The sequence below is a fragment of the Streptomyces sp. VNUA24 genome, assembly GCF_029167005.1.
Taxonomy (GTDB): Bacteria; Actinomycetota; Actinomycetes; order Streptomycetales; family Streptomycetaceae; genus Streptomyces; species Streptomyces scabiei.
The window spans coordinates 8,837,723-8,860,679 of record NZ_CP119143.1 but is presented as its reverse complement, the minus strand read 5'-3'; the positions used below and the strand labels follow the sequence as shown (position 1 = coordinate 8,860,679).

Below are 22,957 nucleotides of genomic sequence, written 5' to 3'. Positions count from 1 at the left end.
CGAGATGCGGAGCGGGGAGCAGAAGCGGCAGTGGCGGTTCAGCAGTCAGTGGGTCCGGACCCGTACTTCCCGGCGAACGGTGATGCCCGTTACCGGGTGCATCGGTACGAGCTGGCTGTGGACTACCGGCCGGGGCCGAACCGGCTGTCCGGCACCGCGCGGCTCAACGCCATAGCGGGCCGGGCGGCGCTCACGGAGTTCCAGCTGAACCTCGCCGACTTCAAGATCGGCCGGATCCGGGTCGACGGCCGGGCCCCGCACTACACCCACCGGGGCGGGCGGCTGCGCGTCCGGCCCGCCAAGCCGGTCCGGCCGGGGGCCGCGTTCACGGTCGAGGTGCACTGGTCGGGCAACCCGAAGCCGGTGAACAGCCCCTGGGGCGGGCTCGGTTGGGAAGAGCTGACGGACGGGGCGCTGGTGGCGAGCCAGCCGGTCGGGGCGCCGTCCTGGTATCCGTGCAACGACCGGCCCGCCGACAAGGCCTCGTACCAGATCTCGGTCACGACACCGTCCGCGTACCAGGTGGTGGCGGGCGGGCGGCTGCTCACCCGGACGGCGAAGGCGTCCACCACGACGTGGGTGTACGAGCAGTCGGCGCCGACGTCGAGCTATCTGGTGGGCCTGTCGATCGGCAAGTACCAGACCGTGCTGCTCGGCGACCCCGGGCCGGGCGGGGTGCCGCAGCACGGGCACATCCCGGCGCACCTGCTGACCGAGTTCTCGCGGGACTTCGCGCGCCAGCCCGCCATGATGGAGCTGTTCGAGGACCTGTTCGGGCCGTATCCCTTCGGGGAGTACGCGGTCGTGGTGACCGAGGAGGAACTCGATGTCCCGGTCGAGGCCCAGGGGTTGTCGCTGTTCGGCGCCAACCACGTGGACGGGGCGAGGGGTTCGGAGCGGCTGGTCGCGCACGAGCTGGCCCACCAGTGGTTCGGCAACAGCGTGTCCATCGCCGACTGGCGGCACATCTGGCTGAACGAGGGGTTCGCCAAGTACGCGGAGTGGCTGTGGTCGGAGCGTTCCGGCGGGCGCAGCGCGCAGCAACTGGCCGCCGCCGCGCACCAGAAGCTCGCCGCGCTCCCCCAGGACCTGCGGCTGGCGGACCCAGGCCGCAAGCTGATGTTCGACGACCGGCTCTACGAGCGCGGCGGTCTCACCGTCCACGCGGTGCGCTGCGCGCTGGGCGACGAGGCGTTCTTCCGGATGCTGCGCGGCTGGGCGGGCCTCCACCGCGGCGGCGCCGTCACGACGGCCGGCTTCACGGCCCACGCCGCCCGTTACGCGGACGGGCCGCTGGACGCCCTGTTCCGGGCCTGGCTCCAGGAGCCCGCGCTGCCGCCCCTGCCGTCCCCGCCGTCCGTCAGGGCCCCCGGGGTCCCGGCGCGGCCGCCGTATCCGCCGACGAACGCGGGGCCGGCGTAGGCGGGGCACAATGGCTGCCATGTCGTCGCGCCGCAGTGGTTCCAGGGCCGGGTCGAAGAATGCCGCACGGGGCTCTTCGCCGGGCCCCCGCGCCTGCCCCTGCGGGCTGCCCGAGGCGTACGAGAGCTGTTGCGGGCGCCGGCACGCGGGGGCTGCCGCGGCGCCGACCGCCGAGGCGCTGATGCGGTCGCGGTACAGCGCGTTCGTGGTGCGTGACGAGGCGTATCTGCTGCGCAGCTGGCACCCCCGGACGCGGCCGGCCGCCGTCGCCTTCGACACCACCATGCGCTGGACCGGCCTGGAGATCCTGGACACCCGGGACGGGTCGGCCTTCCACAGCACCGGCACGGTCACCTTCCGCGCCTCGTTCCGGGGCGGCTCGCTGCACGAGCGGAGCCGGTTCGAGCGGGTGGACGGGGCCTGGGTGTACGTGGACGGGGAGTTCCTGGACTAGGGCCCTTCCCTGACCCCGGTCAACCGGCGGCCGGGGAACGGCCGTTGGGTGCCAGGATGTCGAGTTCCTGGAGGGCGCCCGCGGTGATCTCCCGGGTGAGGCGTTCGGCCCGGGGGGCGTCGTGTTCGCGGATGGCCTCGGCGACCTGGACGTGGAGGCTGACGGCGGCCGGGTCGGGGTCGTGGAACATGACGTCGTGGTGCGTGCGGCCGGCGAGGACCTCCTCGACGACGTCCCCGAGGCGGGCGAACATCTCGTTGCCGGAGGCGTCGAGGATCAGGCGGTGGAAGGCCACGTCGTGGTGGAGGTAGCCCTCCAGCTTGTGCCCGCGCGAGTGGGCGACCATGCCGATGGCGCACTCGGTGAGCGCGGCGCACTGCTCGTCCGTGGCGTGGCGCGCGGCGAGGCCGGCGGCGATCGGTTCGACGGCGCCGCGCAGCACGGTCAGTGAGCGCAGCTGGCGGGGGCGGTCCGCGCCGGCCAGGCGCCAGCGGATGACCTGCGGGTCGTAGACGTTCCACGCGGCGGACGGGCGGACGATCACGCCGACCCGGCGGCGGGACTCGACCAGGTGCATGGACTCCAGGACGCGGACCGCCTCGCGCATCACCGAGCGGGACACCTCGAAGCCGTGGGCGAGTTCGTCCGTGCGCAGCACGCTCCCGGGCGGGTACTCGCCCGCCGTGATCGCCGGTCCGAGGGTGTCCAGTACTCGGCCGTGCAGCCCCCGGCCCGCTGTGGTCATGGGGATCAGGGTACGAGGAGGAGAGGGCGAAGAAAAAGTCAGACTTATATGGGTCCAGGGCTTGAATTCGTCGTACCTAATGAGTTTCAGTGTCGTCGACGTCGGGTGACGTTCAGATGTCGACGTAGACAGCGAGGTAGTGATGCGTACCCCTCATGTCGTCGTGGTGATGGGCGTGGCAGGAACCGGGAAGACCACGATCGGTCCCCTGCTCGCGTCCCGGCTCGGCGTTCCGTACGCCGAGGGCGACGACTTCCACCCCGAGGCCAACATCGCCAAGATGTCGGCCGGGACACCGCTGGACGACGCGGACCGGGGCCCGTGGCTGGACGCCATCGGCGCGTGGGCCCACGGCAGGGACGGGCTCGGCGGGGTGGTCAGCTGTTCCGCGCTGAAGCGCGCCTACCGGGACCGGCTGCGGGCCGCCGCGCCCGGTGTCGTCTTCCTGCATCTCGCGGGTGACCGGGCGCTCGTCGAGGACCGGATGTCCCACCGGCAGGGCCACTTCATGCCGACGGCGCTGCTGGACTCGCAGTTCGCCACGCTCCAGCCGCTGCAGGCGGACGAGGCGGGCGTCGCGGTCGACGTGGCGGGCTCGCCCGAGGAGATCGCCGAGCGGGCGGTCGCCGCGCTGCGGGAGATCGACCCGACCGTGCCGTAGGGCCGCGGTCGCCGTCACGTTCCGTTCCCCCCTCCCCCTCTTCCCCCCCACCTTCCCCACCTTCCCCACCTTCCCCACTCAAGGAATCACCGTGACCAGACTCAATGTCGAGCTGCTGGCAGCGGACCCCGTCGAGCCGATCACCTCGGCGGGACACGCGCAGCTGGGCCTGGCCGTACTGGCCGGCATCGCCGTGATCGTCGTCCTCATCACCAGGTTCAAGGTGCACGCCTTCCTGGCGCTGACCATCGGCTCGCTCGCGCTCGGCGCGTTCGCCGGGGCCCCGCTGGACAAGGCGATCCTGAGCTTCACCACCGGGCTCGGGTCGACCGTGGCCGGGGTGGGTGTGCTCATCTCGCTGGGTGCGATCCTCGGCAAGCTGCTGGCGGACTCCGGGGGCGCCGACCAGATCGTGGACACCATCCTCGCCAGGGCCGGCGGGCGGGCGATGCCCTGGGCGATGGTGCTGATCGCCTCCGTGATCGGGCTGCCGCTGTTCTTCGAGGTCGGGATCGTGCTGCTGATCCCGGTGGTGCTGATGGTCGCCAAGCGCGGCAACTACTCGCTGATGCGTATCGGCATCCCGGCCCTCGCCGGCCTGTCCGTGATGCACGGGCTGATCCCGCCGCACCCGGGCCCGCTGGTCGCGATCGACGCGGTGAAGGCCAACCTGGGGGTCACGCTGGCGCTGGGGCTGCTGGTGGCGATACCGACCGTGATCATCGCCGGACCGCTGTTCTCGAAGTACGCGGCGCGCTGGGTGGACGTGCCCGTCCCCGAGCGCATGATCCCCGCGCGGGCCTCGGAGGAACTGGAGAAGCGGCCGGGGTTCGGCGCGACCATCGCGACCATGCTGCTGCCGGTGGTGCTCATGCTGGCCAAGGCGCTGGTGGACATCGTCGTGGACGACCCCGAGCAGATGGTCCAGCGGGTCTTCGACGTGGCCGGTTCGCCGCTGATCGCGCTGCTCGCGTCCGTGATCGTGGGCATGTTCACGCTGGGGCGGGCGGCCGGGTTCACCAAGGAGCGGCTGGGTGCGACGGTCGAGAAGTCCCTCGCCCCCATCGCGGGCATCCTGCTGATCGTGGGCGCCGGCGGCGGCTTCAAGCAGACCCTCATCGACTCCGGGGTCGGGCAGATGATCCTGGAGATCTCCGAGGACTGGTCGATCCCCGCGCTCGTGCTGGCCTGGCTGATCGCGGTCGCGATCCGGCTGGCCACCGGCTCGGCCACGGTCGCCACGATCTCGGCGGCGGGGCTGGTGGCCCCGCTCGCCGCGGACATGTCGACCACGCACACCGCCCTGCTGGTGCTCGCGATCGGCGCCGGCTCGCTGTTCTTCAGCCACGTCAACGACGCCGGGTTCTGGATGGTCAAGGAGTACTTCGGGATGACCGTCGGCCAGACCGTCAAGAGCTGGTCGGTGATGGAGACGATCATCTCGGTGGTGGCGGGGGCGATCGTGCTGCTGCTGTCGCTGGTGATCTAGGGCCTGTCGTTCGGATCACGCCCGGGCCGGCTTCGGGCCGGGGAGGTGCGGAACCGGGGGCTCCCGGCCGTGTGCGGCGTCACGGCCGCCACAGCGGGTGTTCCCGGTCCGCCCATTCCCTGCTCACCGACCCGGTCCGCAGCCCCCGCCGTGCCTCGGGGTCGCCCAGGGCCATGCCGATGTGGCCGGCCAGGACGATGCCGATGGTCAGGGCCAGCCAGTCGTGGACGAAGGTCGCGCTGGTGCGCCACATCAGCGGGGTGAGGTGGGTGAACCACATCATCAGGCCGGTGGCGAGCATGACGAGGGTGGCGCCGGCGATCCAGGAGGCGTAGAGCTTCTGGCCGGCGTTGAACTTCGCGGCGGGGCGTGCGCCCGGGGTGCGACGGCGGGCGGCGCGCAGCCAGACGCGGTCGTGCGGGCCCCAGCGGTTCAGCCGGCCGAGGTCCGCGCGGAACGCGCGGGAGGCCAGGCCCGCCAGGACGGGGAGGGGCAGGAGCAGTCCGGCCCACTGGTGGACCGTCACCACGAGCGCCCGGCGGCCGACCAGTTCGGCGAAGGCGGGGATGTACAGGCAGGCCGCCGTGGCCACGCAGAGGCCCATCAGGGCGGCGGTCGTGCGGTGGATCCAGCGCTCGGCGGCCGTGAAGCGCGCGACCCGGGTCCGCGCCGGGACGGGTGGGTCCTCAAGTCGTCGGTGCATCGTCCCGCCCGTTCGATCGGCCGACCCACGCGTCGATGTCGTAGCCGCGCTCCTCCCAGTAGCCCGGCTCGACCTTCTCGGTGACCTCGATGCCGGAGAGCCACTTGGCCGACTTGTAGAAGTACATGGGGGCGACGTACAGCCGGACCGGACCGCCGTGGTTGTGGCTGATGTCCTTGTCCTGCATGCGCAGGGCGACGAGGACGTCCGGGCGGCGGGCCTGCTCCAGGGTGAGGCTCTCGGTGTACGCCCCGTCGAAGCAGGTGAAGCGGATCGCGCCCGCGGAGGCGCGCACCCCGGCCGCGTCCAGCAGCGTGGAGAGCCGTACGCCCTCGAAGGGGGTGTCCGGGACCCGCCAGCCGGTGACGCACTGCACGTCCTTGACCATCCGGGTCTGTGGGAGGGCGCGCAGGTCGGCGAGGGTGTAGGAGCCGCGTCTGTCGACGAGGCCGCCGACCGTGAGGCGGTAGTTCTCCGCGGTCCTGCGGGGGACGGACGAGGTCACCGAGTAGTAGCGGAAGCCGCCGCCGTTGGGCAGCAGGCCGGTCAGTCCGGTGGGGTCCTTCTCGGCCGCCTCGCCGAGGAACGCCTCCATGCCGCGCTGGAGGACGGGCGCGGCGACCACGCCGAGGGCGCCGAGTCCGAGGGTGCCGAGGAGGACCCGGCGGCCGACGGGCGCGCCGCGCCCCGGGTCCCTGTCCACGTCTTCGGGGTGTTCCGGCGGCGCCTGTCGCGCCGCGGGATGTTCGGGGTTCACCCACTGATTCGAACATCCGCCGCCCCCGTCGGGCCAGCGACGGCGGAGATTCGTCAGGATTCCGTAAGGCTCCCGGGGCCTCGGCGCGCTTTCCCGGGCCTCCGGCTCGATCGGTCGTGTCCGGCGCAATCGGTCGCGTCCGGCGCAACCGATCGCGTCCGGCTCAGCCCGTCGCCTTCGCCGCCGCCCGGCCCGCCGTACGGCCCGAGAACAGGCAGCCGCCGAGGAACGTGCCCTCCAGCGAGCGGTAGCCGTGGACACCGCCGCCGCCGAAGCCCGCGGCCTCGCCCGCCGCGTACACGCCCTCCAGCGGGTCGCCGCCCTCGGTGAGGACGCGGGAGGACAGGTCGGTCTCCAGGCCGCCGAGGGTCTTGCGGGTCAGGATGTTCAGGCGGACGGCGATCAGCGGGCCGGCCTTGGGGTCGAGGATGCGGTGCGGGGCGGCGGTGCGGATGAGCTTGTCGCCGAGGTAGTTGCGGGCCCCGCGGATCGCCATGACCTGGAGGTCCTTGGTGAAGGGGTTGGCGACCTCCCGGTCCCGGGAGACGATCTCGCGGCGCAGCTCGGCCTCGTCGATCAGCGGTTCCTTCGTGAGGGCGTTCATCCCGCGGACGAGGGAGCCGAGGTCCTTCTCGACGACGAAGTCGACGCCGTGGTCCATGAACGCCTTCACCGGGCCGGGGACGTCCGCGCGGGCCCGGATGAAGACGTCCTTGACGGACCTACCGGTGAGGTCGGGGTTCTGCTCGGAGCCGGAGAGGGCGAACTCCTTGCCGATGATCTTCTGGTCGAGCACGAACCACGTGTAGTCGTACCCGGTCTTCATGATGTGTTCGAGGGTGCCGAGGGTGTCGAAGCCCGGGAACAGCGGGACCGGGAGCCGCTTGCCGCGGGCGTCCAGCCAGAGCGAGGACGGGCCGGGCAGGACGCGGATGCCGTGGTTCTCCCAGATGGGGTTCCAGTTCTGGATGCCCTCGGTGTAGTGCCACATCCGGTCACGGTTGATGAGGTGGGCGCCCGCCTCCTCGGCGATGCCGAGCATGCGGCCGTCGACGTGCGCGGGCACGCCGGAGATCATCTTCTCCGGGGGGCTGCCGAGCCGCTCGGGCCAGTTGGCGCGGACGAGGTCGTGGTTGCCGCCGATGCCGCCGGAGGTGACGATCACGGCCTGGGCCCTGAGTTCGAAGGCGCCGGTGACGGTGCGGGTGCTCGGCTGACCGCGTTCGATGGCCGACGGCTCCAGGATCTCGCCGGTGACGGTGTCGACGGCGCCCGCGCTGCGGGACAGGCCGGTCACCCGGTGCCGGAACTTCAGCTGGACGAGCCCCCGGGCCACGCCCTCGCGCACCCGCCGCTCGAAGGGTTCGACGAGGCCGGGGCCGGTGCCCCAGGTGATGTGGAAGCGGGGGACGGAGTTGCCGTGTCCGTTGGCGTCGTAGCCGCCGCGCTCGGCCCAGCCGACGACGGGGAAGAACCGGACGCCCTGCCCGTGCAGCCAGGACCGCTTCTCACCGGCCGCGAAGTCCACGTACGCCTCGGCCCACTTGCGCGGCCAGTGGTCCTCCTCGCGGTCGAAGGCGGCCGTGCCCATCCAGTCCTGGAGGGCGAGCGCGTGGCTGTCCTTGATCCGCAGGCGGCGCTGCTCGGGCGAGTCGACGAAGAAGAGCCCGCCGAAGGACCAGTGCGCCTGGCCGCCGATCGACTGCTCCGGCTCCTGGTCGAGGAGGATCACCTTGCGGCCCGCGTCGACGAGCTCCGCGGTCGCCGCGAGCCCCGCGAGGCCCGCCCCGATCACGATCACATCTGCGTCGTACGACATTCGAGGACGTCCTCTCGGGAACGGGTCGGTCGAAGAAAGACAGGCCGAAGCAGGCCGGGCACGGCCTCACGCCTTGTTACCGGCCGGTCAGCAGCGCTGGCCTCAGATCCTTCGGCAGAAGGAGCGACCTAGTCAACTGCCGAGGTGGGTCCGCTCCCGCCGACAGGTTCCGGCCGGGGCGGATACAGTCGGTCCAATACGTATCGGTCCGCCCGCCGGGGCACAATTCGCTCCCCGGCCGGGATGCCTGGCGGATGCCCCGTGGCATTCCGCCGCGGCCCGTCCGACGACCCGAGGTACTCCGCGTGTCGGTTCTCGTACTCCTCCTCTCCGTCGGCGCCGCCTGCTGTCTGGGCTTCGGCTTCGTCCTCCAGCAGCAGGCCGCCGCGCACGCCCCGCTGGGCGACTTCCTCTCGCCCCGGCTGCTGCTCGACCTGATCCGGGTGCCGCGCTGGCTCGGCGGGATCGGGCTGATGGTGTGCGGGATGGCGCTGGGCGCGGTCGCGCTCGGCCGGGGCGAGGTCACTCTCGTGGAGCCGATCCTCGCGACCAACCTCCTCTTCGCGCTCGCCCTCTCCCGCCGGCAGACCCGTCAGCCGCTGGGCCGCCAGGGATGGGCGGGGCTGGTGCTGCTCGCGGGCGGGGTCACCGCGTTCATCGTCGCCGGGCGGCCGGAGGGCGGGGCGGCGGTCGGCGGTCCCTTCCGGCAGTGGCTGATCATCGGTGTCATGGTGGGGCTCGCCCTGCTGCTCACCGCCTACGCGAAGCGGTCGCGCAGGAGCGCCGCGCCGGTGCTCCTGGCGGTCGCCGCCGGGCTCCTGTACGGCGTCCAGGACGCGCTCACCCGGATCAGCGGGCAGCTGTTCGGCGCGGGCGGCTGGAGCGGGCTGCTCACCTCGTGGCAGCCGTACGGGGTCGTCCTGCTCGGGGTGACCGGGCTCCTCCTCGTGCAGAGCGCGTTCGAGGCGGCCCCGCTGCGGATGTCGCTGCCGGCGCTGACCGCCGCACAGCCGCTGGCGGGCATCGCGTGCGGGGTGGGGTTCCTGGGGGACCGGCTGCGGACGGACCCGGGGGCGCTCGCCTGGGAGGCGGCCGGGCTGGCGGGGGCCGTGGTGGGGGTGGTGCTCCTCGGGATGCATCCGGCGATGCCGTGCGGCTCCGCCGGGGCGCGGGAGGGCGTGGTGGGGGCGGGCGCGAGCGCCGTGTAGGCCGGGAGCGCGGGTCGCACGCCGGTGCGACCGGGTGGGGGCGGGCGCGCGAAGGGGCCGCACTCCCCGTTCCCGCGGCGCCCACAATGGGGCCATGAGTGCCGCCGACGAGATCCTCGACATCGTGGACGAGAGCGACCAGGTCATCGGGCAGCTTCCGCGGGGGGGAGGTGTATGCCCGGGGGCTGCGGCATCGGGCCGTGTTCGTGCTGGTCAGGGACGGTTCCGGGCGGCTGTTCGTGCATCGCAGGACCGCCACGAAGCTGGTCTTCCCCTCGCTGTACGACATGTTCGTGGGCGGGGTGGTGGGGGCCGGCGAGTCCTACGACGACGCGGCGCTGCGCGAGGCCGAGGAGGAGCTGGGCGTCTCCGGGCTGCCCCGGCCGGACCCGCTGTTCCTGTTCCTGTACGACGACGGGGCCGGGCGTACCTGGTGGTCGGCGGTGTACGAGGTGCGCTGCGAACTGCCGGTGGACCCGCAGGCGGAGGAGGTCGCCTGGCACGGCTTCCTGACCGAGGCGGAGGTGCGGCGGCGGCTGGACGAGTGGGAGTGGGTGCCGGACGGGAGGGCGGCGTACGAGCGGCTGAGGGCGCGGGAGGGCGGCCTGCCCTTCGAAGCCGACCGGTAGTGTCCTGTACGTGATCGAATTTGCACGGAACGTCCGCCTCTGGTTCGTCCCCGAGGAGGTCCGGGCGGAGGGCCGGACCCCGGACTACCGGTTCTCCCTGGCCAACGAGCGGACGTTCCTGGCCTGGCTGCGCACCGCGCTCGCCCTGATCGGCGGCGGTTTCGCGGTGGACCAGTTCCTGCCGGACCTGCGCTGGGGCTGGCGCGTCGGGCTCGCCCTGGTCCTGCTGGGCTCCGGGGTGCTGTGCGCGTTGCGGGCGGTCAACCACTGGGTACGCTGCGAGCGGGCGATGCGGCGCGGTGAGGACCTTCCGGTGTCCCGCTTCCCGGCCGTGCTCGGCATCGTCGTCGCCGTGGTGGCCGTGGCCATGGTCGTCGTGGTCCTGCTCCGGCGGGAGGGATGAGCCCGTCGTCCGCTCCCCCGGAGTCCGCCGACCGGGACCCCGGCCTGCAGCCCGAGCGGACCCGGCTCGCCTGGCGGCGTACGACCCTGACGGGTGCCGTGGTCGCCGTCCTCGCCGTCAAGTCCGCGCTGCACGGCGGGCCGTCGGCCGCGGGCATGGTGGCCGCGGCGCTGTGCGCGGTGGTGTGGCTGGGCTCCCTGGCCCTCGCCCATCGCCGCATCCAGGCCCTGGCGGCCTCCCGCCCGCCCGTTCTCACGCCCCGGATCGCCACGACGGCCGCCCTGTGCGTGATCGCCCTCGCGGTGTGCGGCGCGGCCCTGGTGTTCTGACCGCGCGGGCGCGACGGGGAGCGGCCGGGCCTGTGGAAGCCTGGGCAGATCTTGGCCTGTGCATGGAGTTTCCAAAGGGAGAATTGGGGCTTGTGTGACTAGCCTGGATATGTCACCCCCTGCCCCACCGAAGGTGAGCGCGATGACCACCCTGCACCAGGAGCACCCTGTCCACGACCACGACCACGGCCCCGCCTGCGGGCACACCGCCGTGTCGCACGGGGACCACACCGACTACGCGCACGACGGGCATCTCCACCGCGAGCACTCCGGCCACTGGGACGAGTGCGAGCCGAGCGGGCACACCGCGCACGACGAGCACGGCCATGAGCACGGCGAGGACTGCGGGCACCAGGCGGTCACGCACGGGGACCACGTGGACTACGTGCACGACGGACACCGGCACGCCGCCCACGACGGGCACTGGGACGACCACTGACCGACGGCACGTACGGCACGGGCGCCGCCGCCCGTGCCGCTTCCGTACCCCCGGTTTCCACCGGTTCGTCGCCGACTGGCAGGCTCTGACCACCAGTTGGCGACGACCGGGGGGACGAAAGGGGTCACGATGACCGCGGAAGAGCCGTACACCGTCGAGCTCGCGAGCGACGTGTACGCGTATGTGCAGCCGGACGGCGGTTGGTGCCTGAACAACTCGGGTTTCGTGAGCGACGGGACCACCACGCTGCTCGTGGACACGGCGGCGACCGAGCGCCGGACCCTCGCCCTGGGCGCCGCGCTCGACGCGACCGGCGTCCCGAGGCCCCGCCTCCTGGTCAACACCCACCACCACGGCGACCACACCTACGGCAACGGCCACTTCACCCCCACCGCCACCCTCGTCTCGCACACGGCCTGCCGCCGCGAGGCGCTCGCCAGTGGACAGCACCTCCATCTGCTGTGGCCCGGCACCGACTTCGGCGATGTGGAGATCCGGGGCGCCGACCTGACGTACGACGACCGTGTGACGCTCCACGTCGGTGACATCGAGGCCCGGGTGATCCACCCCGGCATCTCGCACACGGTCGGCGACTCCGTGGTGTGGCTGCCGCACCGGCGGGTGCTGTTCGCGGGGGACCTGGTCTTCGAGGGCGGGACGCCGTTCTTCCTGATGGGCTCGCTCAGCGGTTCGCTGCGGGCGCTGGCGCTGCTGCGCGAACTGGGCGCCGAGACCGTCGTCCCGGGGCACGGTCCGGTCACCGACCCGTCCGCGTTCGACCGGGCCGAGCGGTACATCCGGTTCGTGGCCGAGGTCGCGGAGAAAGCGCACGCGGCGGGGCTGACACCGCTGGAGGCCGCCCGGAGCACGGATCTCGGCGAGTACGCCGCGCTGCCCGAGAGCGAGCGGCTGGTGGCGAACCTGCACCGGGCCTACGCCGAGCTGGACGGGCAGCCCGAGGGCGAGGGCGTCGACCCCTTCGCCGGGTTCATGGACATGGCCACCGTGAACGGCGGGGAGATGATGACCTGCCACGCCTGACGGCAGGGTGGGCCGGAGGTGCGGATGGAGCGGACGGAGCGGACGGAGCGACGGTCCGATCACGCCGAGACTCCGATCACTTTCGGGTCACCCACTGGACGACATACCGACCGGTCGGCATCATGGACGGGTCCCGGTACGCCGCGTGGAGGAGCGATGATGCACCCAGACCACCCGCCAGGTCTCGATCCCGACCGGCTCCGCGTCCTGCTCGACGCCGAGCGGCCCGGCCTCGTGCGCGGCCCGCTCACCGGCCGGCTGATCGAGGGCGGACGGTCGAACCTGACGTACGAGGTCACGGACGGCACCGCGAAGTGGGTCGTACGGCGGCCCCCGCTGGGCCATGTGCTGGCGACCGCGCACGACATGAGACGCGAGCACCGTGTCATCAGCGCGCTGCACGCCACGGACGTGCCGGTCCCGAGCCCCGTGCTGTTCTGCGACGACGAGGACGTGCTCGGCGCGCCCTTCTACGTCATGGACTTCGTCGAGGGCACCCCCTACCGCACCGCCGAGCAGCTGGCCCCGCTCGGCCCGGAGCGCACCCGGGCCGCCGTGCTGAGCCTGGTCGACACCCTCGTCGAACTGCACGCGGTGGACCCCGCCGAGGTGGGCCTCGCCGACTTCGGGCGCCCGGAGGGCTTCCTGGACCGGCAACTGCGGCGCTGGGGCAAGCAGTTGGACGCGTCCCGCAACCGCGACCTGGCCGGCATCGACGAACTGCACGCGGTGCTGGGACGCCGGCTGCCCCGCTCCCCCGCCCCCACGGTCGTGCACGGCGACTACCGCCTCGACAACGTGCTGCTCGGCGACGACGACCGGATCAGGGCCATCCTCGACTGGGAGATGTCCACGCTCGGCGATCCGCTGACCGACCTGGGCCTGCTGGTGATGTACAGCGTCCCACTGGCCACGCCCGACTCCCCCGTCTCCACGACCGCGGCGGCCGCCGGGCACCCCGACCCGTCCGAGATCGTGGAGCGGTACGCGGCCCGTTCGGGCCGTGACGTCTCCTCGGTGTCCTGGTACACGGCGTTCGCGTGGTTCAAGCTCGCCGTGATCCTGGAGGGCATCCACTACCGGTACACACTCGGCCAGACGGTCGGCCGCGGCTTCGACCGCATCGGCGACCTGGTCCCCGTCTTCATCGACCACGGCCTGACGACGCTCGGCGCCGGCACCCAGGAAGGCTGACCCGCCATGGACTTCGCATTCGACGCCCGCACCGAGGAGCTGCGCGCCAGGCTCCTCGCCTTCATGGACGCGTACGTGTACCCGGCGGAGGCCGTGGCCGAGGAGCAGCGGGCCCGGCTGGCCTCGCCGTGGGACACGCCCGCCGTGGTGGAGGAGCTGAAGGCCGAGGCCCGCCGGCAGGGCCTGTGGAACCTCTTCCTGCCCGACTCCGAGTACGGGGCGGGGCTCACGAACCTGCAGTACGCGCCGCTCGCCGAGATCACGGGCCGCTCCCCGCAGCTGGCGCCGACCGCGCTGAACTGCGCCGCGCCCGACACGGGGAACATGGAGGTGCTGAGCCAGTTCGGCGACGAGGCGCAGAGGAAGCAGTGGCTGGAGCCGCTGCTCGCCGGTGAGATCCGGTCGGCGTTCGCGATGACCGAGCCGGAGGTGGCCTCCTCGGACGCCACCAACATCACCACGCTGATCGAGCGGGACGGCGACACGGGCGACTACGTCGTCAACGGGCGCAAGTGGTACATCTCCGGGGCCATGAACCCCGACTGCAAGATCTTCATCGTCATGGGCAAGACGGACCCGGACGGGGCCGACATCCGCCGTCAGCAGTCGATGATCCTGGTCCCGCGTGACACTCCGGGTGTCACCGTGAAGCGGGCGATGCAGGTGTTCGGGTACGAGGACCACTCGCACGGCGGCCACGCCGAGGTGGTCTTCGAGAACGCGCGGGTGCCGGCCGCCAACCTGATCGGCGAGGAGGGCGGCGGTTTCGCCATCGCGCAGGCGCGGCTCGGCCCCGGGCGCATCCACCACTGCATGCGGCTCATCGGGATGGCCGAACGGGCGATCGAGCTGATGTGCCGGCGCGCGGTGGCCCGGGAGGCGTTCGGCAAGGCGCTGGCGCAGCAGGGGGTCGTGCACAACTGGATCGCCGACGCGCGGGTGGCGGTGGAGCAGCTGCGGCTGCTGGTGCTGAAGACGGCGTGGATGATGGACACGGTGGGCAACAAGGGGGCCCACACGGAGATCCAGGCGATCAAGATCGCCACCCCGCGGACGGTGGTGGACATCATCGACCGCGCGATCCAGCTCCACGGCGCGGGGGGTGTCAGCCAGGACTTCCCGCTGGCCGAGCTGTACGCGGGGGCGCGGACGCTGATGATCGCGGACGGGCCGGACGAGGTGCACCAGCGGTCGCTGGCGCGGCGGGAGCTGAAGCGGTACGTGTGAGCGGGGGGGGTGCGTTGTCGGGTGCGGGTGCGTGGGGGCTGGTCGCGCAGTTCCCCGCGCCCCTGAAAAGCAGGGGCTGGGCTTTTAGGGGCGCGGGGAACTGCGCGAGAAGCCCCACCGGGCCCGCGGTCGCAGACGAACCCGCACCCCTACGGCCGGAGCGCCCGCAGCAGCAGGTCGGCCAGATGGTCCGCGACCTCCTGCGGGCCCATCGGCCCGTCGGGGCGGTACCACGTCGACAGGTGGTGGACCGAACCGAAGTGGTAGTCGACGACCAGGTCGGCCGGGGTCGCCCGCGAGAAGACGCCGGCCTCCTGCCCCTCCTCCACGAGCGCCCGGAACCGCTCGTGGTACCGCCGGCGTTCCGCACGGACCTGCTTGTTCTTCTCCGGGCTCAGATGGTGCATGGACCGGAAGAAGATCATCGCGTCGTCGAGGTTGTCGATGGTGGTGACGACGACATCGGCGGCGGCCCCCCGCAGCCGTTCCTCGACGGGCGCGTCGGCCCCCGCGAACGCGTCGAGCCGCTCCTGCTGGATGCGCAGCACGCGCGCGTACACCTCGTGCAGCAGATCGTCCTTGGAACCGAAGTAGTGGTACAGCGCGCCCTTGGTGACGCCCGCCGCCTCGACGATCTCCTGCACCGAGGTGCGGTCGTAGCCCCGCTCGGCGAAGAGCCGGGTGGCGGCGGCGAGCAGCCGCTGCGGGACGGGCGTACCGTCTCCGTCCGTCGTCCTGGGCACTGCCGCCACCTGCCTTCCGAGGTTCTGTCGTCGCCTGCCGGTCGCCCGCCGGCCGTCGGCCGGTCCCGGACCGGCCGGAATCGGGCGCTTCCGCCGGAGGATCATCCCACCCTCCGGCCCGCGCCCGCCGGGCAGGGCGGTCAGCCGGTCGTCTCCCACTTCTGCTGGATGTGGTTCATGTTCGTCAGCCAGCGGTCCGGATCGGCCGCCCTGGCCCGGTAGAAACCGGCCACCTCGGGGTGCGGCAGGATCAGGAAGCGGTCCTGGTCGATGCCCTCGAAGAGCGCGTCGGCCACGTCCTCCGGGTCGATCGCGGTCGGCGCGAGCACCAGGTCGCCCGCGCTGCCGGAGGCCGTCAGCATGTCGGTGCGCACGCCCTGCGGGCAGATCGCGTGGACCTTGACGCCCCGGTGGCGGTAGGTGAGGGACAGCCATTCGGCGAAGGCGTACGCCCCGTGCTTGGTGACGCTGTAGGGCGCCGCGCCGATCATGGTGAGCAGCCCGGCGGCGGAGACCGTCGAGACGAAACGCCCGCTGCCCCGCTCCAGCCACGCCGGCAGCAGTTCGTGGGCCGCCCGGACGTGGGCCATGACGTTGACGTCCCAGGCGAGCGCCCACACCTTCTCGTCGGCCGCCTCCGTCCCGCCGGAGGCGAGTCCGGCGTTCGCGCAGTACACGTCCACGGTGCCGCCGAGGGCCTCGCGCGCCGCCGGGACGATGGTGGACGCGTCCCCGGGGACCGCGATCCCGCCGATCTCGTCGGCCACGGCCTTCGCCCGGTCGCCGTCCAGATCGTTCACGACGACCCGGGCGCCCTCGGCCGCGAACCGGCGGGCCAGGGCGGCCCCGATCCCGCCACCGGCGCCCGTGACGACCACACCCGCACCCTGCACGGCTCCCACGATCGGTCTCCTTCGCCTTCGACACGACGTATCGAGAATCGGTCCACCAGGACGACCAGACTAACCGGTCGGTATGTCTGCGAGGAAGGGTGGCGCCCACGCCGTCCCGAAGGGGCGTGGCGAACCGCGCGACCGGCCGCCCACCGCCCGCGGACGACAAACCACCCACGGAACCGCTTAGCTTGCACCGAGCACCGAGCACCGCTTCCCGCGAACGCGTCCGCGACCCGGAGGTCACCCCCATGCGCCTCTCCCGCCGCACCTTCCTCGCCGCCTCCACGGCCACGGCGGCCACGGCGGCCACGGCCACCACCGCCGGCCTCACCGCCTCGCCCCCGGCCGAGGCAGCCCGTCCAGGGCTCCGCACCGGGTTCGAACGCCTCGTACGGGACGGCTACGGCGTCCTGGACGGCCAGAAGGTCGGCATCGTCACCAACCCCACCGGCGTCACCCGGGACGCCCGCCACATCGTCGACGTGATGCACACCGACGACCGTGTGGACCTCAGGGCGGTCTTCGGCCCCGAGCACGGGTTCCGGGGCACCGCCCAGGCCGGCGGCTCCGAGGGCCGGCACGACGACCCGGCGACCGGGCTGCCGGTCTACGACACCTACCTGAAGAGCGGCCGCCCCCTCGCCGACGTCTTCACCGCCTCCGGCGTGGACACGGTCGTCTTCGACATCCAGGACGTCGGCGCCCGTTTCTACACGTACATCTGGACGCTGTACGACTGCATGGAGGCGGCCCGGCTGGCGGGGAAGCGTTTCGTCGTGCTGGACCGGCCGAACCCGGTGACCGGGCGGAGCGCGCAGGGGCCCGTGCTGCACAAGGAGTTCGCGACCTTCGTCGGGCGGCAGCCCATCGCGCAGGCGCACGGGATGACGGTCGCGGAGCTGGCACGGCTGTTCAACGGGGAGTTCCTCACCTCGCCCGTACCGCTGGAGACCGTACTGATGTCGGGGTGGAAGAGGTCGCGGTTCTTCGACGACTCCGGGCTGCCCTGGGTGCCGCCGAGCCCGAACATGCCGACACCGGACACCGCTCTCGTGTACGCGGGGACGTGCCTGTTCGAGGGGACGAACCTGTCGGAGGGGCGCGGCACCACGCGGCCGTTCGAACTGCTCGGCGCGGAGGGCGTCGACCGGAGGTGGGCGGCCGCCGTCGAGGAACTCGGCCTGCCCGGAGCCCACTTCAGGGAGGCGTACTTCGCGCCGTCGTTCTCCAAGTTCCAGGGGAAGACCGTCGGCGGCGTACAGATCCATGTCCACGACCGCGCCGCGTACGACCCCGTGCGCACCGGGATCGGCCTCCTCGTGACCGCCAAGCGGGTGTGGAGCGGGTTCGCCTGGCGGCCGGACCACTGGATCGACAGGCTGACCGGCTCGGCGCGGGTGCGGACCATGATCGACGCGGGGGCGGACACCGACGAGGTCGTGGCGGGCTGGCAGGAGGAGCTGGCGGCGTTCCGCAGGGTGCGCAAGGAGTATCTGGTGTACCGGTAGCGGGGCCGGACAGATCGCGCGTTGGCGCGCCCTCCGCGCCGAAGCCCTGCGTACGGGACGTATGGCCATCCTTCGCCGGCTGCAGGACCATGCGCGTGAGCGCAGGACCAGCGGGGCCGAAGGGGGCTCGTCATGGCGGATCCGGTAATGAGCGTGACTCCCTACTGGGAACTGACCTTCGACGCCGACGGCGACGTCGACACCGGCGGGCGGGACCGGCTGTTCGCCGGGGTCCGCGGCCGCGGGATCGCCGACCTGGTGGTCTTCGCGCACGGCTGGAACAACGACCGGTCCGGCGCGACCGCGCTCTACAGCCGTTTCTTCGCCCCGTTCCCGGACCTCGTGCCGCACGCGCGGCTCGGGTACGCGGGCGTGCTGTGGCCCTCGATGCGGTTCTCGGACGAGCCGATCCCGGACATCGAACCGGCCCCGGCCGTGGCCCCCGGCCGCCCCGCGCTCGACAAGCGGACCCGGAACGCGCTGTCGGAGGTGTTCCCGGGGCGCTCGGTCCTCGTGGAGCGGCTCGCCGGGCTGCTGGAGAGCCGTGCGGACGACGGTCCGTCGCTGGAGGAGTTCGGGCGGCTGGTACGGCTGCTGGTGGAGGTGCCGCCCCAGGGGCCGCAGGGCGCGTGCGCGGGGGACACCGTCGGGGCGGGGGTGCCGGAGGGTCCGCCCGGGATGCTGTGCGGGGACACGGCGGCCGTGTGCGCGGAGTTCGCGGCGGCGCTGGCGGAGGTCGGGACCGCGGGGATGATGACCGGGACCGTGCCGGCCCCTCCCCAGGTGTGGGACGGCGCGCACGAACTCCTGCGTCAGGCAACGTACTTCGCGATGAAGCGGCGGGCGGGGACGGTCGGCGAACGAGGGCTCGGGCGGCTGCTCGGACAGCTGGCGCGGACGGCACCTGACGTACGGGTGCATCTCGTCGGGCACAGCTTCGGCGCGCGCCTGGTGTCGTTCGCGCTGCGCGGGCTGCCCGAGGGCGTGCGCACGGTGAAGTCGGTGACGCTGCTCCAGGCGGCCTTCTCGCACTACGCGTTCGCCGCGCGGCTGCCCCACGACCACGGTGCGAGCGGGGTCCTCGACGGCCGGTACCGAAGGATCGACGGGCCGTTGGTGTGCTGTCACTCCCGGCACGACTCGGCGCTCGGGACCATCTACCCGCTGGCCTCCCGGATGGCGGGCGACGCGCGGACGGTGCTGGGGCTGAGCGTGAACAGCCTCCTCGGCACCAAGTGGGGTGCCCTCGGCTACGACGGGGTGCGGGCGGTCGAGGGCACCCGGTCGTTCACCCTGGCCGACGCCCTGCGGGCCCGGCTGCCGGTCTCGGGGTGTGTGAACGTCGACGCGTCGGCGGTGGTGCGACGCGGCGGGGCGCCGTCGGGAGCGCACGGCGACATCTGTCACCGGGAGCTGGCGCGGGTGGTGCTGGCGGCGGGCCGTATCGCCTGATCCCGGCCCGCCGCCGTCACACGGACTCGCTCACCCCGGTTCGCTCACCGGTGCGAGGTGAACTCCACGACCTGCTGGAAGGTCGGCCGGTTCTGCCAGCTGATCTTGTTGTGCTTGATGCCGCCCAGGGTCCGCTGGATGATCGAGTCGGCGCACCACTGGTCGCCGGCCGAGCAGTTCGCGTCGCCGGGGTAGACCTGCGCGGCGGTCTTGCCGGCCGCCGCCTTGAGGGTGTCGATCAGGGTGGTGCGGCAGGCGCCGAGACTGCCGCCGCCGCAGTACTGCTTCGCCAGCGGGCCCCGCACCGTCTCCCCCAGCACCGAGCGGATGTCCTTGTCGACGTAGCTCCACCAGCCGTACTGGAAGGAGCTGCCGGCGTGGGAGCCGGTCGGGCCGTGCGCGGCCGACGGGGACTCGTCGACGGGCAGGTTGGCGGTGATGGCGTTGTACAGGCCGGTGCCGAGGCCGGGTTCGAACTCGGCCTTCACCAGCAGCGGCCACCAGGCGTCCAGGATGCGGATCGCCTCGGCGTGGGCGTAGGTCTTGGAGCCGGCGGAGGTCTCCGTGCGCTTCGACCCGGAGGTGACCCAGGTCTGGAGCTTGGTGACCGCCGCGGCGGCCGCCGAGTCGGTGACGGTGCTGCTGTTGATGACCTTGAGCAGGTCGGGGACGACGTCCTCGGCCCGCAGGTCGGCGAGGCCCGCCTCGGCCATGGCCTTCGTCAGCGAGGCCCGGGTGACGCCGCCCGCGGCGACCAGCTTCTTCACCCGGTCGTCGAGGAGGTTGCCGCGGTGGACGGAGCCGTTGCCCCAGGGGGCGGTGGTGTAGTCGGCGGCCTGCTTGTTGTTCCAGGAGATGTAGTAGTCCTGGTCGATGGAGTTGGGGTGCTGGGCGGGCGGGGTGTAGTCGGCGGTGTTGGTGGCCGGGTCCCAGCCCCGCCACTCGTACGCGGACCGGGCCCAGGCCGGGAACTCGGGGTCGACGCTCGCGGGCCGCACCGGGTTGTCGCCGCTGTTGTAGTAGGCGGTGTGGGTGGAGTCCGCGTAGAACCAGTTGAAGGTGTAGTTGATGTTCTGGACGGCCTTCTGGAAGGTCTCGGGGCCCTTGACGTAGTCCGGGTCGTTCAGCATCTGGAAGCCGATGATCGACTCGGCCTCGTTCATGTACGAGGAGCGCAGGGTGGTGTAGGCGACCTTCTTGCCGCCGACGGTGGCGCGGTGGGTGACGGGGCCGTACTTGGTGCGCCAGACCTGCATGCGGTAGGAGCCGGCCGCGGTGGAGTCGGCGGTGGTCGGCTTCCAGGCGTTGGTCTGTTCGATCTTCTCCATGGCCGTGCAGGTGCCGTGGTAGAGGTAGTGGACGTCGTCCTGGCACAGCTCGACCGCGTACGCGTCGATGATGTCCTGGCCGGAGGTGGTGGCGCTCCAGGCGTAGTCCTGGCCGCGGCCGAGTTCGACGTACATGCTCAGGCCGGCGAAGGAGGCGCCGCGGGCGCTGATGCCCGGGCCCTGGATCTCCTGGAGCATGAGCAGCTGGGGGGCGAAGTAGCCGGTCTGCGGGCCGAAGACGGCGACGGGGTGTCCGCTCGCGGTGTGCTTGCCGCTGACGACGAGGGCGTTGGACATACCGCGCCGGGCGGAGGTGAGGGCGTTGTCGGTGGCCTTGGCGGACAGGCTCTTGGAGGTCGAGCCGGCCGCGCTGCCGGTGCGGTCGTACACGAGGGGCTCCTCGGCCACCGTGCCGGCGTCGGGGAGGGCCATGCCCTGCGGGTCCGCGGGCTTGGTGGCGTACGGGAAGCTGCCGTCGTGGACGGTGAGGGCGGCCTCGGGGTCGTTGCGCTCGCGGAAGGACTCCCAGACCTTGGTGCCCTCGGTGACGCCGTACTTCTCCTGGGCGGCCAGCAGGGAGAGGGCGTTGTTGACCTCGCCGCCGCCGCCCGAGCCGAAGAGGGCGCCGATGACGGAGGCCAGGGCGACCAGGTCGGTGGGCTTGAACTTCTCGATGGTGCCGGCGTTGGTGATGGAGTCCTTGTGGCCGGTCAGGACGTACTCGCCGGGGAAGTAGCGGCCGCTGTCAGAGGCGTCGATGTAGGCGTTGATGCCGGCGACGTAGGCGTTGACGTCGGCGAGGGCCGTCTGCCCGCGCTCGCCGTTGGCGGCCACCGCCTTGTCGATCTGGGCCTGCAGGTCGGCCTCGGTGTAGGGGGCGTGGCGCCAGAACTCCTGCTCCAGGCCCTGGTTGGAGGGGGCGCCGCCGGCGAACGGGGTGAGCTTGCCGCGGCCGACGTGACGGAAGACGTCCATCAGCCACAGCCGGTCCTGGGCCGCCGCGTAGCCCGCGCCGAACTCGGTGCCGTACCGGGTGGTGCCCGTGATGTGCGGCACACCGGTCTTCTTGTCGCGGACGATCGTGACGTCCGTGCGGCCCGCCGGGTTCAGGGTGGAGGCGACCTGGCCGGAGGGGACGCCGAAGGAGGCGTCGTTGAAGAAGGTGTTGATGGTGGAGTTGGTGAGGCCCGGGTAGCCGGTGGCCAGGTTGTTGTAGGGGCCCAGCTGGTTGCTCGCGTTCTCCGGCATGGAGCCGAACGCCTGGTTGAGCAGGATCTGGGCCAGGGTGGCGTTGCCGTTCTGGCCGGGCGGCAGGATGTCGGAACACTGTCCGCCGCAGTGGTCGGTGACCGCTGCCGCCGCGTCGGCGGACGCGTCGGCCGCCACGGCCTGGGCAGCAGGGGAAAGAGGCGACAAAAGACCGGCAACGAGTGCGCATATCGAAGCGGCCTTGAGGAACTCCGGGAATCTGCGGGGAGTTCTCAGTCTGTCGAGGGCGGTGCGTGAGGTGCGTGGGGTGCGCCGGTACATGGCAGCTCCTGCCGACGAGGGTGGGCCGGATGTTACCGCCGGTATCCCCGGCTTTGAAGATGAACATGCGTCACGTTTTTTTGGATCATCACCTTCGGACAGGCAACGCACAGAGTGAACGGGTACTCAGAAGTAGGCGTAAGCAGACAAGAAGAAGTCAGAGGCAGTCAGACGTAGGCGGGAACGGCCCATGAACGGCTCAATGGACGACTTATGGAGGTCATCGGAAATCGGATGGAGCCGAATCGCGTGTCGATACGTCTATTCGGCGACGTCCCGACGACGACGCCGAAGTGACCGAAGTACAGGTGCAGGTGTGACGGAGGTGCAGGGCGATGGCTGGTTTCCGGAGTCTGGCAAGACAGGTGCGAGATCCCAGGTGCGATCTGGCGCTGCGGCGCTATTCGCTGCGCAAGTGCCTTGAGCGCTTCGCCCCCTACGGGCATCGGGCGACCTGGGACCACCTGTGCTCACGGGCCGGGTTCGGCCCCGAGGACCGCAACCCCGACCCGGCGCGGCTCGTGGCCGCACTGGAGGAGTTGGAGGCGGCCCGCTCCGTGTGGCTCGACTACGAGGTGGAGTTCGCGCGGCGCCGCAAGAAGGAGAAGCACGACGGGCTGCGCAGGCCGGGCAGCGTGGACGACTGGCACCGCCTGACCTGGGGCGGGTTCGGGGTCGCCTGGTGCGACGATCCGGGGGTCCACCCCCGTGAACCGCTGGCGGAGGTGTTGCGCCGGCTCATCGCCGCCCTGGAGCGCGAGCCGGGCTCGACCTGCCCGGTGTGCGAGGGCGAGCGGCTCGTCTGGAGGTACGACCTGGCCCACGAACCGTCCTCGGGCCCGGTCTGCACGGAGTGCGGAATCGTGGTGCCGCGTCCGGTGCTCACACCCGAGGCCCTGGCGGAGTCCAGGCGCGGACGGCTGCTGATCTCGGCGTAGCGCGACGGGGGTGCGCCGGGGATGCCGCACCCCCGTGCAGGT

Annotated in this window: 21 protein-coding genes and 1 pseudogene; 15 read left to right on the top strand and 7 right to left on the bottom strand. The window is 72.0% G+C overall.

Annotation, left to right across the window (positions count from 1 at the left end):
- Positions 1 to 30: 30 nt before the first annotated feature.
- Positions 31 to 1,422, top strand: coding sequence for a M1 family metallopeptidase (locus PYR72_RS38080; protein WP_275459520.1), 1,392 nt, complete (start codon positions 31 to 33; stop codon positions 1,420 to 1,422).
- A 19-nt stretch (positions 1,423 to 1,441) separates the two neighbouring features.
- Positions 1,442 to 1,876, top strand: a complete 435-nt coding sequence (locus PYR72_RS38075; RefSeq protein WP_275459519.1) for a YchJ family metal-binding protein — start codon at positions 1,442 to 1,444, stop codon at positions 1,874 to 1,876.
- Positions 1,877 to 1,895: 19 nt separating this feature from the next.
- Here PYR72_RS38075 and PYR72_RS38070 read toward each other — a convergent pair whose 3' ends face one another.
- The gene (locus PYR72_RS38070; protein WP_275459518.1) at positions 1,896 to 2,621 is read right to left on the bottom strand and encodes a FadR/GntR family transcriptional regulator; all 726 of its coding nucleotides are present in this window, start codon (positions 2,619 to 2,621) and stop codon (positions 1,896 to 1,898) included.
- A gap of 142 nt (positions 2,622 to 2,763) precedes the next feature.
- On the opposite strand from PYR72_RS38070, the gene PYR72_RS38065 reads away from it, so the two are divergent.
- Both PYR72_RS38065 and PYR72_RS38060 read left to right on the top strand, forming a co-directional pair.
- Entirely contained in the window at positions 2,764 to 3,282 is a 519-nt protein-coding gene (locus PYR72_RS38065) for a gluconokinase (protein WP_275459517.1), read from the top strand.
- Positions 3,283 to 3,373: 91 nt separating this feature from the next.
- Positions 3,374 to 4,771: a gluconate:H+ symporter gene (locus tag PYR72_RS38060; RefSeq protein ID WP_275459516.1), complete on the top strand. Its 1,398-nt coding sequence runs from the start codon at positions 3,374 to 3,376 to the stop codon at positions 4,769 to 4,771.
- A 79-nt stretch (positions 4,772 to 4,850) separates the two neighbouring features.
- On the opposite strand, the gene PYR72_RS38055 is transcribed toward PYR72_RS38060, so the two are convergent.
- From PYR72_RS38055 to PYR72_RS38045, 3 genes are all read right to left on the bottom strand, one after another.
- A complete protein-coding gene (locus PYR72_RS38055; RefSeq protein WP_275459515.1) occupies positions 4,851 to 5,474 on the bottom strand; it encodes a cytochrome b/b6 domain-containing protein in 624 nt (207 codons plus the stop codon).
- The gene (locus tag PYR72_RS38050) at positions 5,458 to 6,177 is read right to left on the bottom strand and encodes a molybdopterin-dependent oxidoreductase (RefSeq protein WP_275459514.1); all 720 of its coding nucleotides are present in this window, start codon (positions 6,175 to 6,177) and stop codon (positions 5,458 to 5,460) included. Before PYR72_RS38050 ends, PYR72_RS38055 begins: the two co-directional genes overlap by 17 nt.
- Before the next feature lie 217 nt (positions 6,178 to 6,394).
- Complete coding sequence (locus tag PYR72_RS38045) at positions 6,395 to 8,050, bottom strand: FAD-binding dehydrogenase (RefSeq protein ID WP_275459513.1); 1,656 nt, start codon at positions 8,048 to 8,050, stop codon at positions 6,395 to 6,397.
- Between the two features lie 305 nt (positions 8,051 to 8,355).
- On the opposite strand from PYR72_RS38045, the gene PYR72_RS38040 reads away from it, so the two are divergent.
- The 8 genes and pseudogenes from PYR72_RS38040 (at position 8,356) to PYR72_RS38005 (ending at position 14,520) form a co-directional block, all read left to right on the top strand.
- A complete protein-coding gene (locus tag PYR72_RS38040) occupies positions 8,356 to 9,258 on the top strand; it encodes a DMT family transporter (protein ID WP_275459512.1) in 903 nt (300 codons plus the stop codon).
- Positions 9,259 to 9,352: 94 nt separating this feature from the next.
- Positions 9,353 to 9,887, top strand: a pseudogene (locus PYR72_RS38035) (NUDIX domain-containing protein).
- Between the two features lie 10 nt (positions 9,888 to 9,897).
- A complete protein-coding gene (locus PYR72_RS38030; protein ID WP_275459511.1) occupies positions 9,898 to 10,290 on the top strand; it encodes a DUF202 domain-containing protein in 393 nt (130 codons plus the stop codon).
- Positions 10,287 to 10,619 carry a DUF202 domain-containing protein gene (locus PYR72_RS38025; protein WP_275459510.1) on the top strand — a complete coding sequence of 111 codons (333 nt, stop codon included), beginning with the start codon at positions 10,287 to 10,289 and terminating at the stop codon, positions 10,617 to 10,619. Before PYR72_RS38030 ends, PYR72_RS38025 begins: the two co-directional genes overlap by 4 nt.
- 142 nt (positions 10,620 to 10,761) lie before the next feature.
- Positions 10,762 to 11,058: a hypothetical protein gene (locus tag PYR72_RS38020; protein WP_275459509.1), complete on the top strand. Its 297-nt coding sequence runs from the start codon at positions 10,762 to 10,764 to the stop codon at positions 11,056 to 11,058.
- Between the two features lie 129 nt (positions 11,059 to 11,187).
- A complete protein-coding gene (locus PYR72_RS38015; protein ID WP_275459508.1) occupies positions 11,188 to 12,099 on the top strand; it encodes an MBL fold metallo-hydrolase in 912 nt (303 codons plus the stop codon).
- A gap of 159 nt (positions 12,100 to 12,258) precedes the next feature.
- Positions 12,259 to 13,293, top strand: a complete 1,035-nt coding sequence (locus tag PYR72_RS38010; protein ID WP_275460630.1) for a phosphotransferase family protein — start codon at positions 12,259 to 12,261, stop codon at positions 13,291 to 13,293.
- Between the two features lie 6 nt (positions 13,294 to 13,299).
- Positions 13,300 to 14,520, top strand: a complete 1,221-nt coding sequence (locus tag PYR72_RS38005) for an acyl-CoA dehydrogenase family protein (RefSeq protein WP_275459507.1) — start codon at positions 13,300 to 13,302, stop codon at positions 14,518 to 14,520.
- A 149-nt stretch (positions 14,521 to 14,669) separates the two neighbouring features.
- Here the strand turns inward: PYR72_RS38005 and PYR72_RS38000 are convergent, their stop codons facing one another.
- The gene (locus tag PYR72_RS38000) at positions 14,670 to 15,263 is read right to left on the bottom strand and encodes a TetR/AcrR family transcriptional regulator (RefSeq protein WP_013004814.1); all 594 of its coding nucleotides are present in this window, start codon (positions 15,261 to 15,263) and stop codon (positions 14,670 to 14,672) included.
- Positions 15,264 to 15,403: 140 nt separating this feature from the next.
- Positions 15,404 to 16,168 (bottom strand): SDR family oxidoreductase, encoded by a 765-nt coding sequence (locus tag PYR72_RS37995; RefSeq protein WP_275460629.1) that lies wholly within the window; start codon positions 16,166 to 16,168, stop codon positions 15,404 to 15,406.
- Positions 16,169 to 16,407: 239 nt separating this feature from the next.
- Between PYR72_RS37995 and PYR72_RS37990 the strand changes: the two genes are divergently transcribed.
- Together PYR72_RS37990 and PYR72_RS37985 are read left to right on the top strand one after the other, a co-directional pair.
- Positions 16,408 to 17,667: a DUF1343 domain-containing protein gene (locus PYR72_RS37990; RefSeq protein ID WP_275460628.1), complete on the top strand. Its 1,260-nt coding sequence runs from the start codon at positions 16,408 to 16,410 to the stop codon at positions 17,665 to 17,667.
- Between the two features lie 132 nt (positions 17,668 to 17,799).
- Positions 17,800 to 19,119, top strand: coding sequence for a serine-threonine protein kinase (locus tag PYR72_RS37985; protein ID WP_275459506.1), 1,320 nt, complete (start codon positions 17,800 to 17,802; stop codon positions 19,117 to 19,119).
- A gap of 44 nt (positions 19,120 to 19,163) precedes the next feature.
- Here PYR72_RS37985 and PYR72_RS37980 read toward each other — a convergent pair whose 3' ends face one another.
- Positions 19,164 to 21,977, bottom strand: coding sequence for a penicillin acylase family protein (locus tag PYR72_RS37980; protein ID WP_275459505.1), 2,814 nt, complete (start codon positions 21,975 to 21,977; stop codon positions 19,164 to 19,166).
- A 335-nt stretch (positions 21,978 to 22,312) separates the two neighbouring features.
- Between PYR72_RS37980 and PYR72_RS37975 the strand changes: the two genes are divergently transcribed.
- Positions 22,313 to 22,915, top strand: coding sequence for a hypothetical protein (locus tag PYR72_RS37975; protein ID WP_275459504.1), 603 nt, complete (start codon positions 22,313 to 22,315; stop codon positions 22,913 to 22,915).
- Positions 22,916 to 22,957: the final 42 nt, after the last annotated feature.

Excerpts from the sequence above, each read along its gene's own strand:
- PYR72_RS38025 (WP_275459510.1), top strand. The coding sequence starts at position 10,287 with ATGAGCCCGTCGTCCGCTCCCCCGGAGTCCGCCGACCGGGACCCCGGC.
- PYR72_RS38075 (WP_275459519.1), top strand. The coding sequence starts at position 1,442 with ATGTCGTCGCGCCGCAGTGGTTCCAGGGCCGGGTCGAAGAATGCCGCA.
- PYR72_RS37985 (WP_275459506.1), top strand. The coding sequence starts at position 17,800 with ATGGCGGATCCGGTAATGAGCGTGACTCCCTACTGGGAACTGACCTTC.
- PYR72_RS37975 (WP_275459504.1), top strand. The coding sequence starts at position 22,313 with ATGGCTGGTTTCCGGAGTCTGGCAAGACAGGTGCGAGATCCCAGGTGC.
- PYR72_RS38015 (WP_275459508.1), top strand. The coding sequence starts at position 11,188 with ATGACCGCGGAAGAGCCGTACACCGTCGAGCTCGCGAGCGACGTGTAC.
- PYR72_RS37990 (WP_275460628.1), top strand. The coding sequence starts at position 16,408 with ATGCGCCTCTCCCGCCGCACCTTCCTCGCCGCCTCCACGGCCACGGCG.
- PYR72_RS38055 (WP_275459515.1), bottom strand. The coding sequence starts at position 5,474 with ATGCACCGACGACTTGAGGACCCACCCGTCCCGGCGCGGACCCGGGTC.
- PYR72_RS38065 (WP_275459517.1), top strand. The coding sequence starts at position 2,764 with ATGCGTACCCCTCATGTCGTCGTGGTGATGGGCGTGGCAGGAACCGGG.
- PYR72_RS38020 (WP_275459509.1), top strand. The coding sequence starts at position 10,762 with ATGACCACCCTGCACCAGGAGCACCCTGTCCACGACCACGACCACGGC.
- PYR72_RS38045 (WP_275459513.1), bottom strand. The coding sequence starts at position 8,050 with ATGTCGTACGACGCAGATGTGATCGTGATCGGGGCGGGCCTCGCGGGG.
- PYR72_RS38010 (WP_275460630.1), top strand. The coding sequence starts at position 12,259 with ATGCACCCAGACCACCCGCCAGGTCTCGATCCCGACCGGCTCCGCGTC.
- PYR72_RS38005 (WP_275459507.1), top strand. The coding sequence starts at position 13,300 with ATGGACTTCGCATTCGACGCCCGCACCGAGGAGCTGCGCGCCAGGCTC.
- PYR72_RS37980 (WP_275459505.1), bottom strand. The coding sequence starts at position 21,977 with ATGTACCGGCGCACCCCACGCACCTCACGCACCGCCCTCGACAGACTG.
- PYR72_RS38070 (WP_275459518.1), bottom strand. The coding sequence starts at position 2,621 with ATGACCACAGCGGGCCGGGGGCTGCACGGCCGAGTACTGGACACCCTC.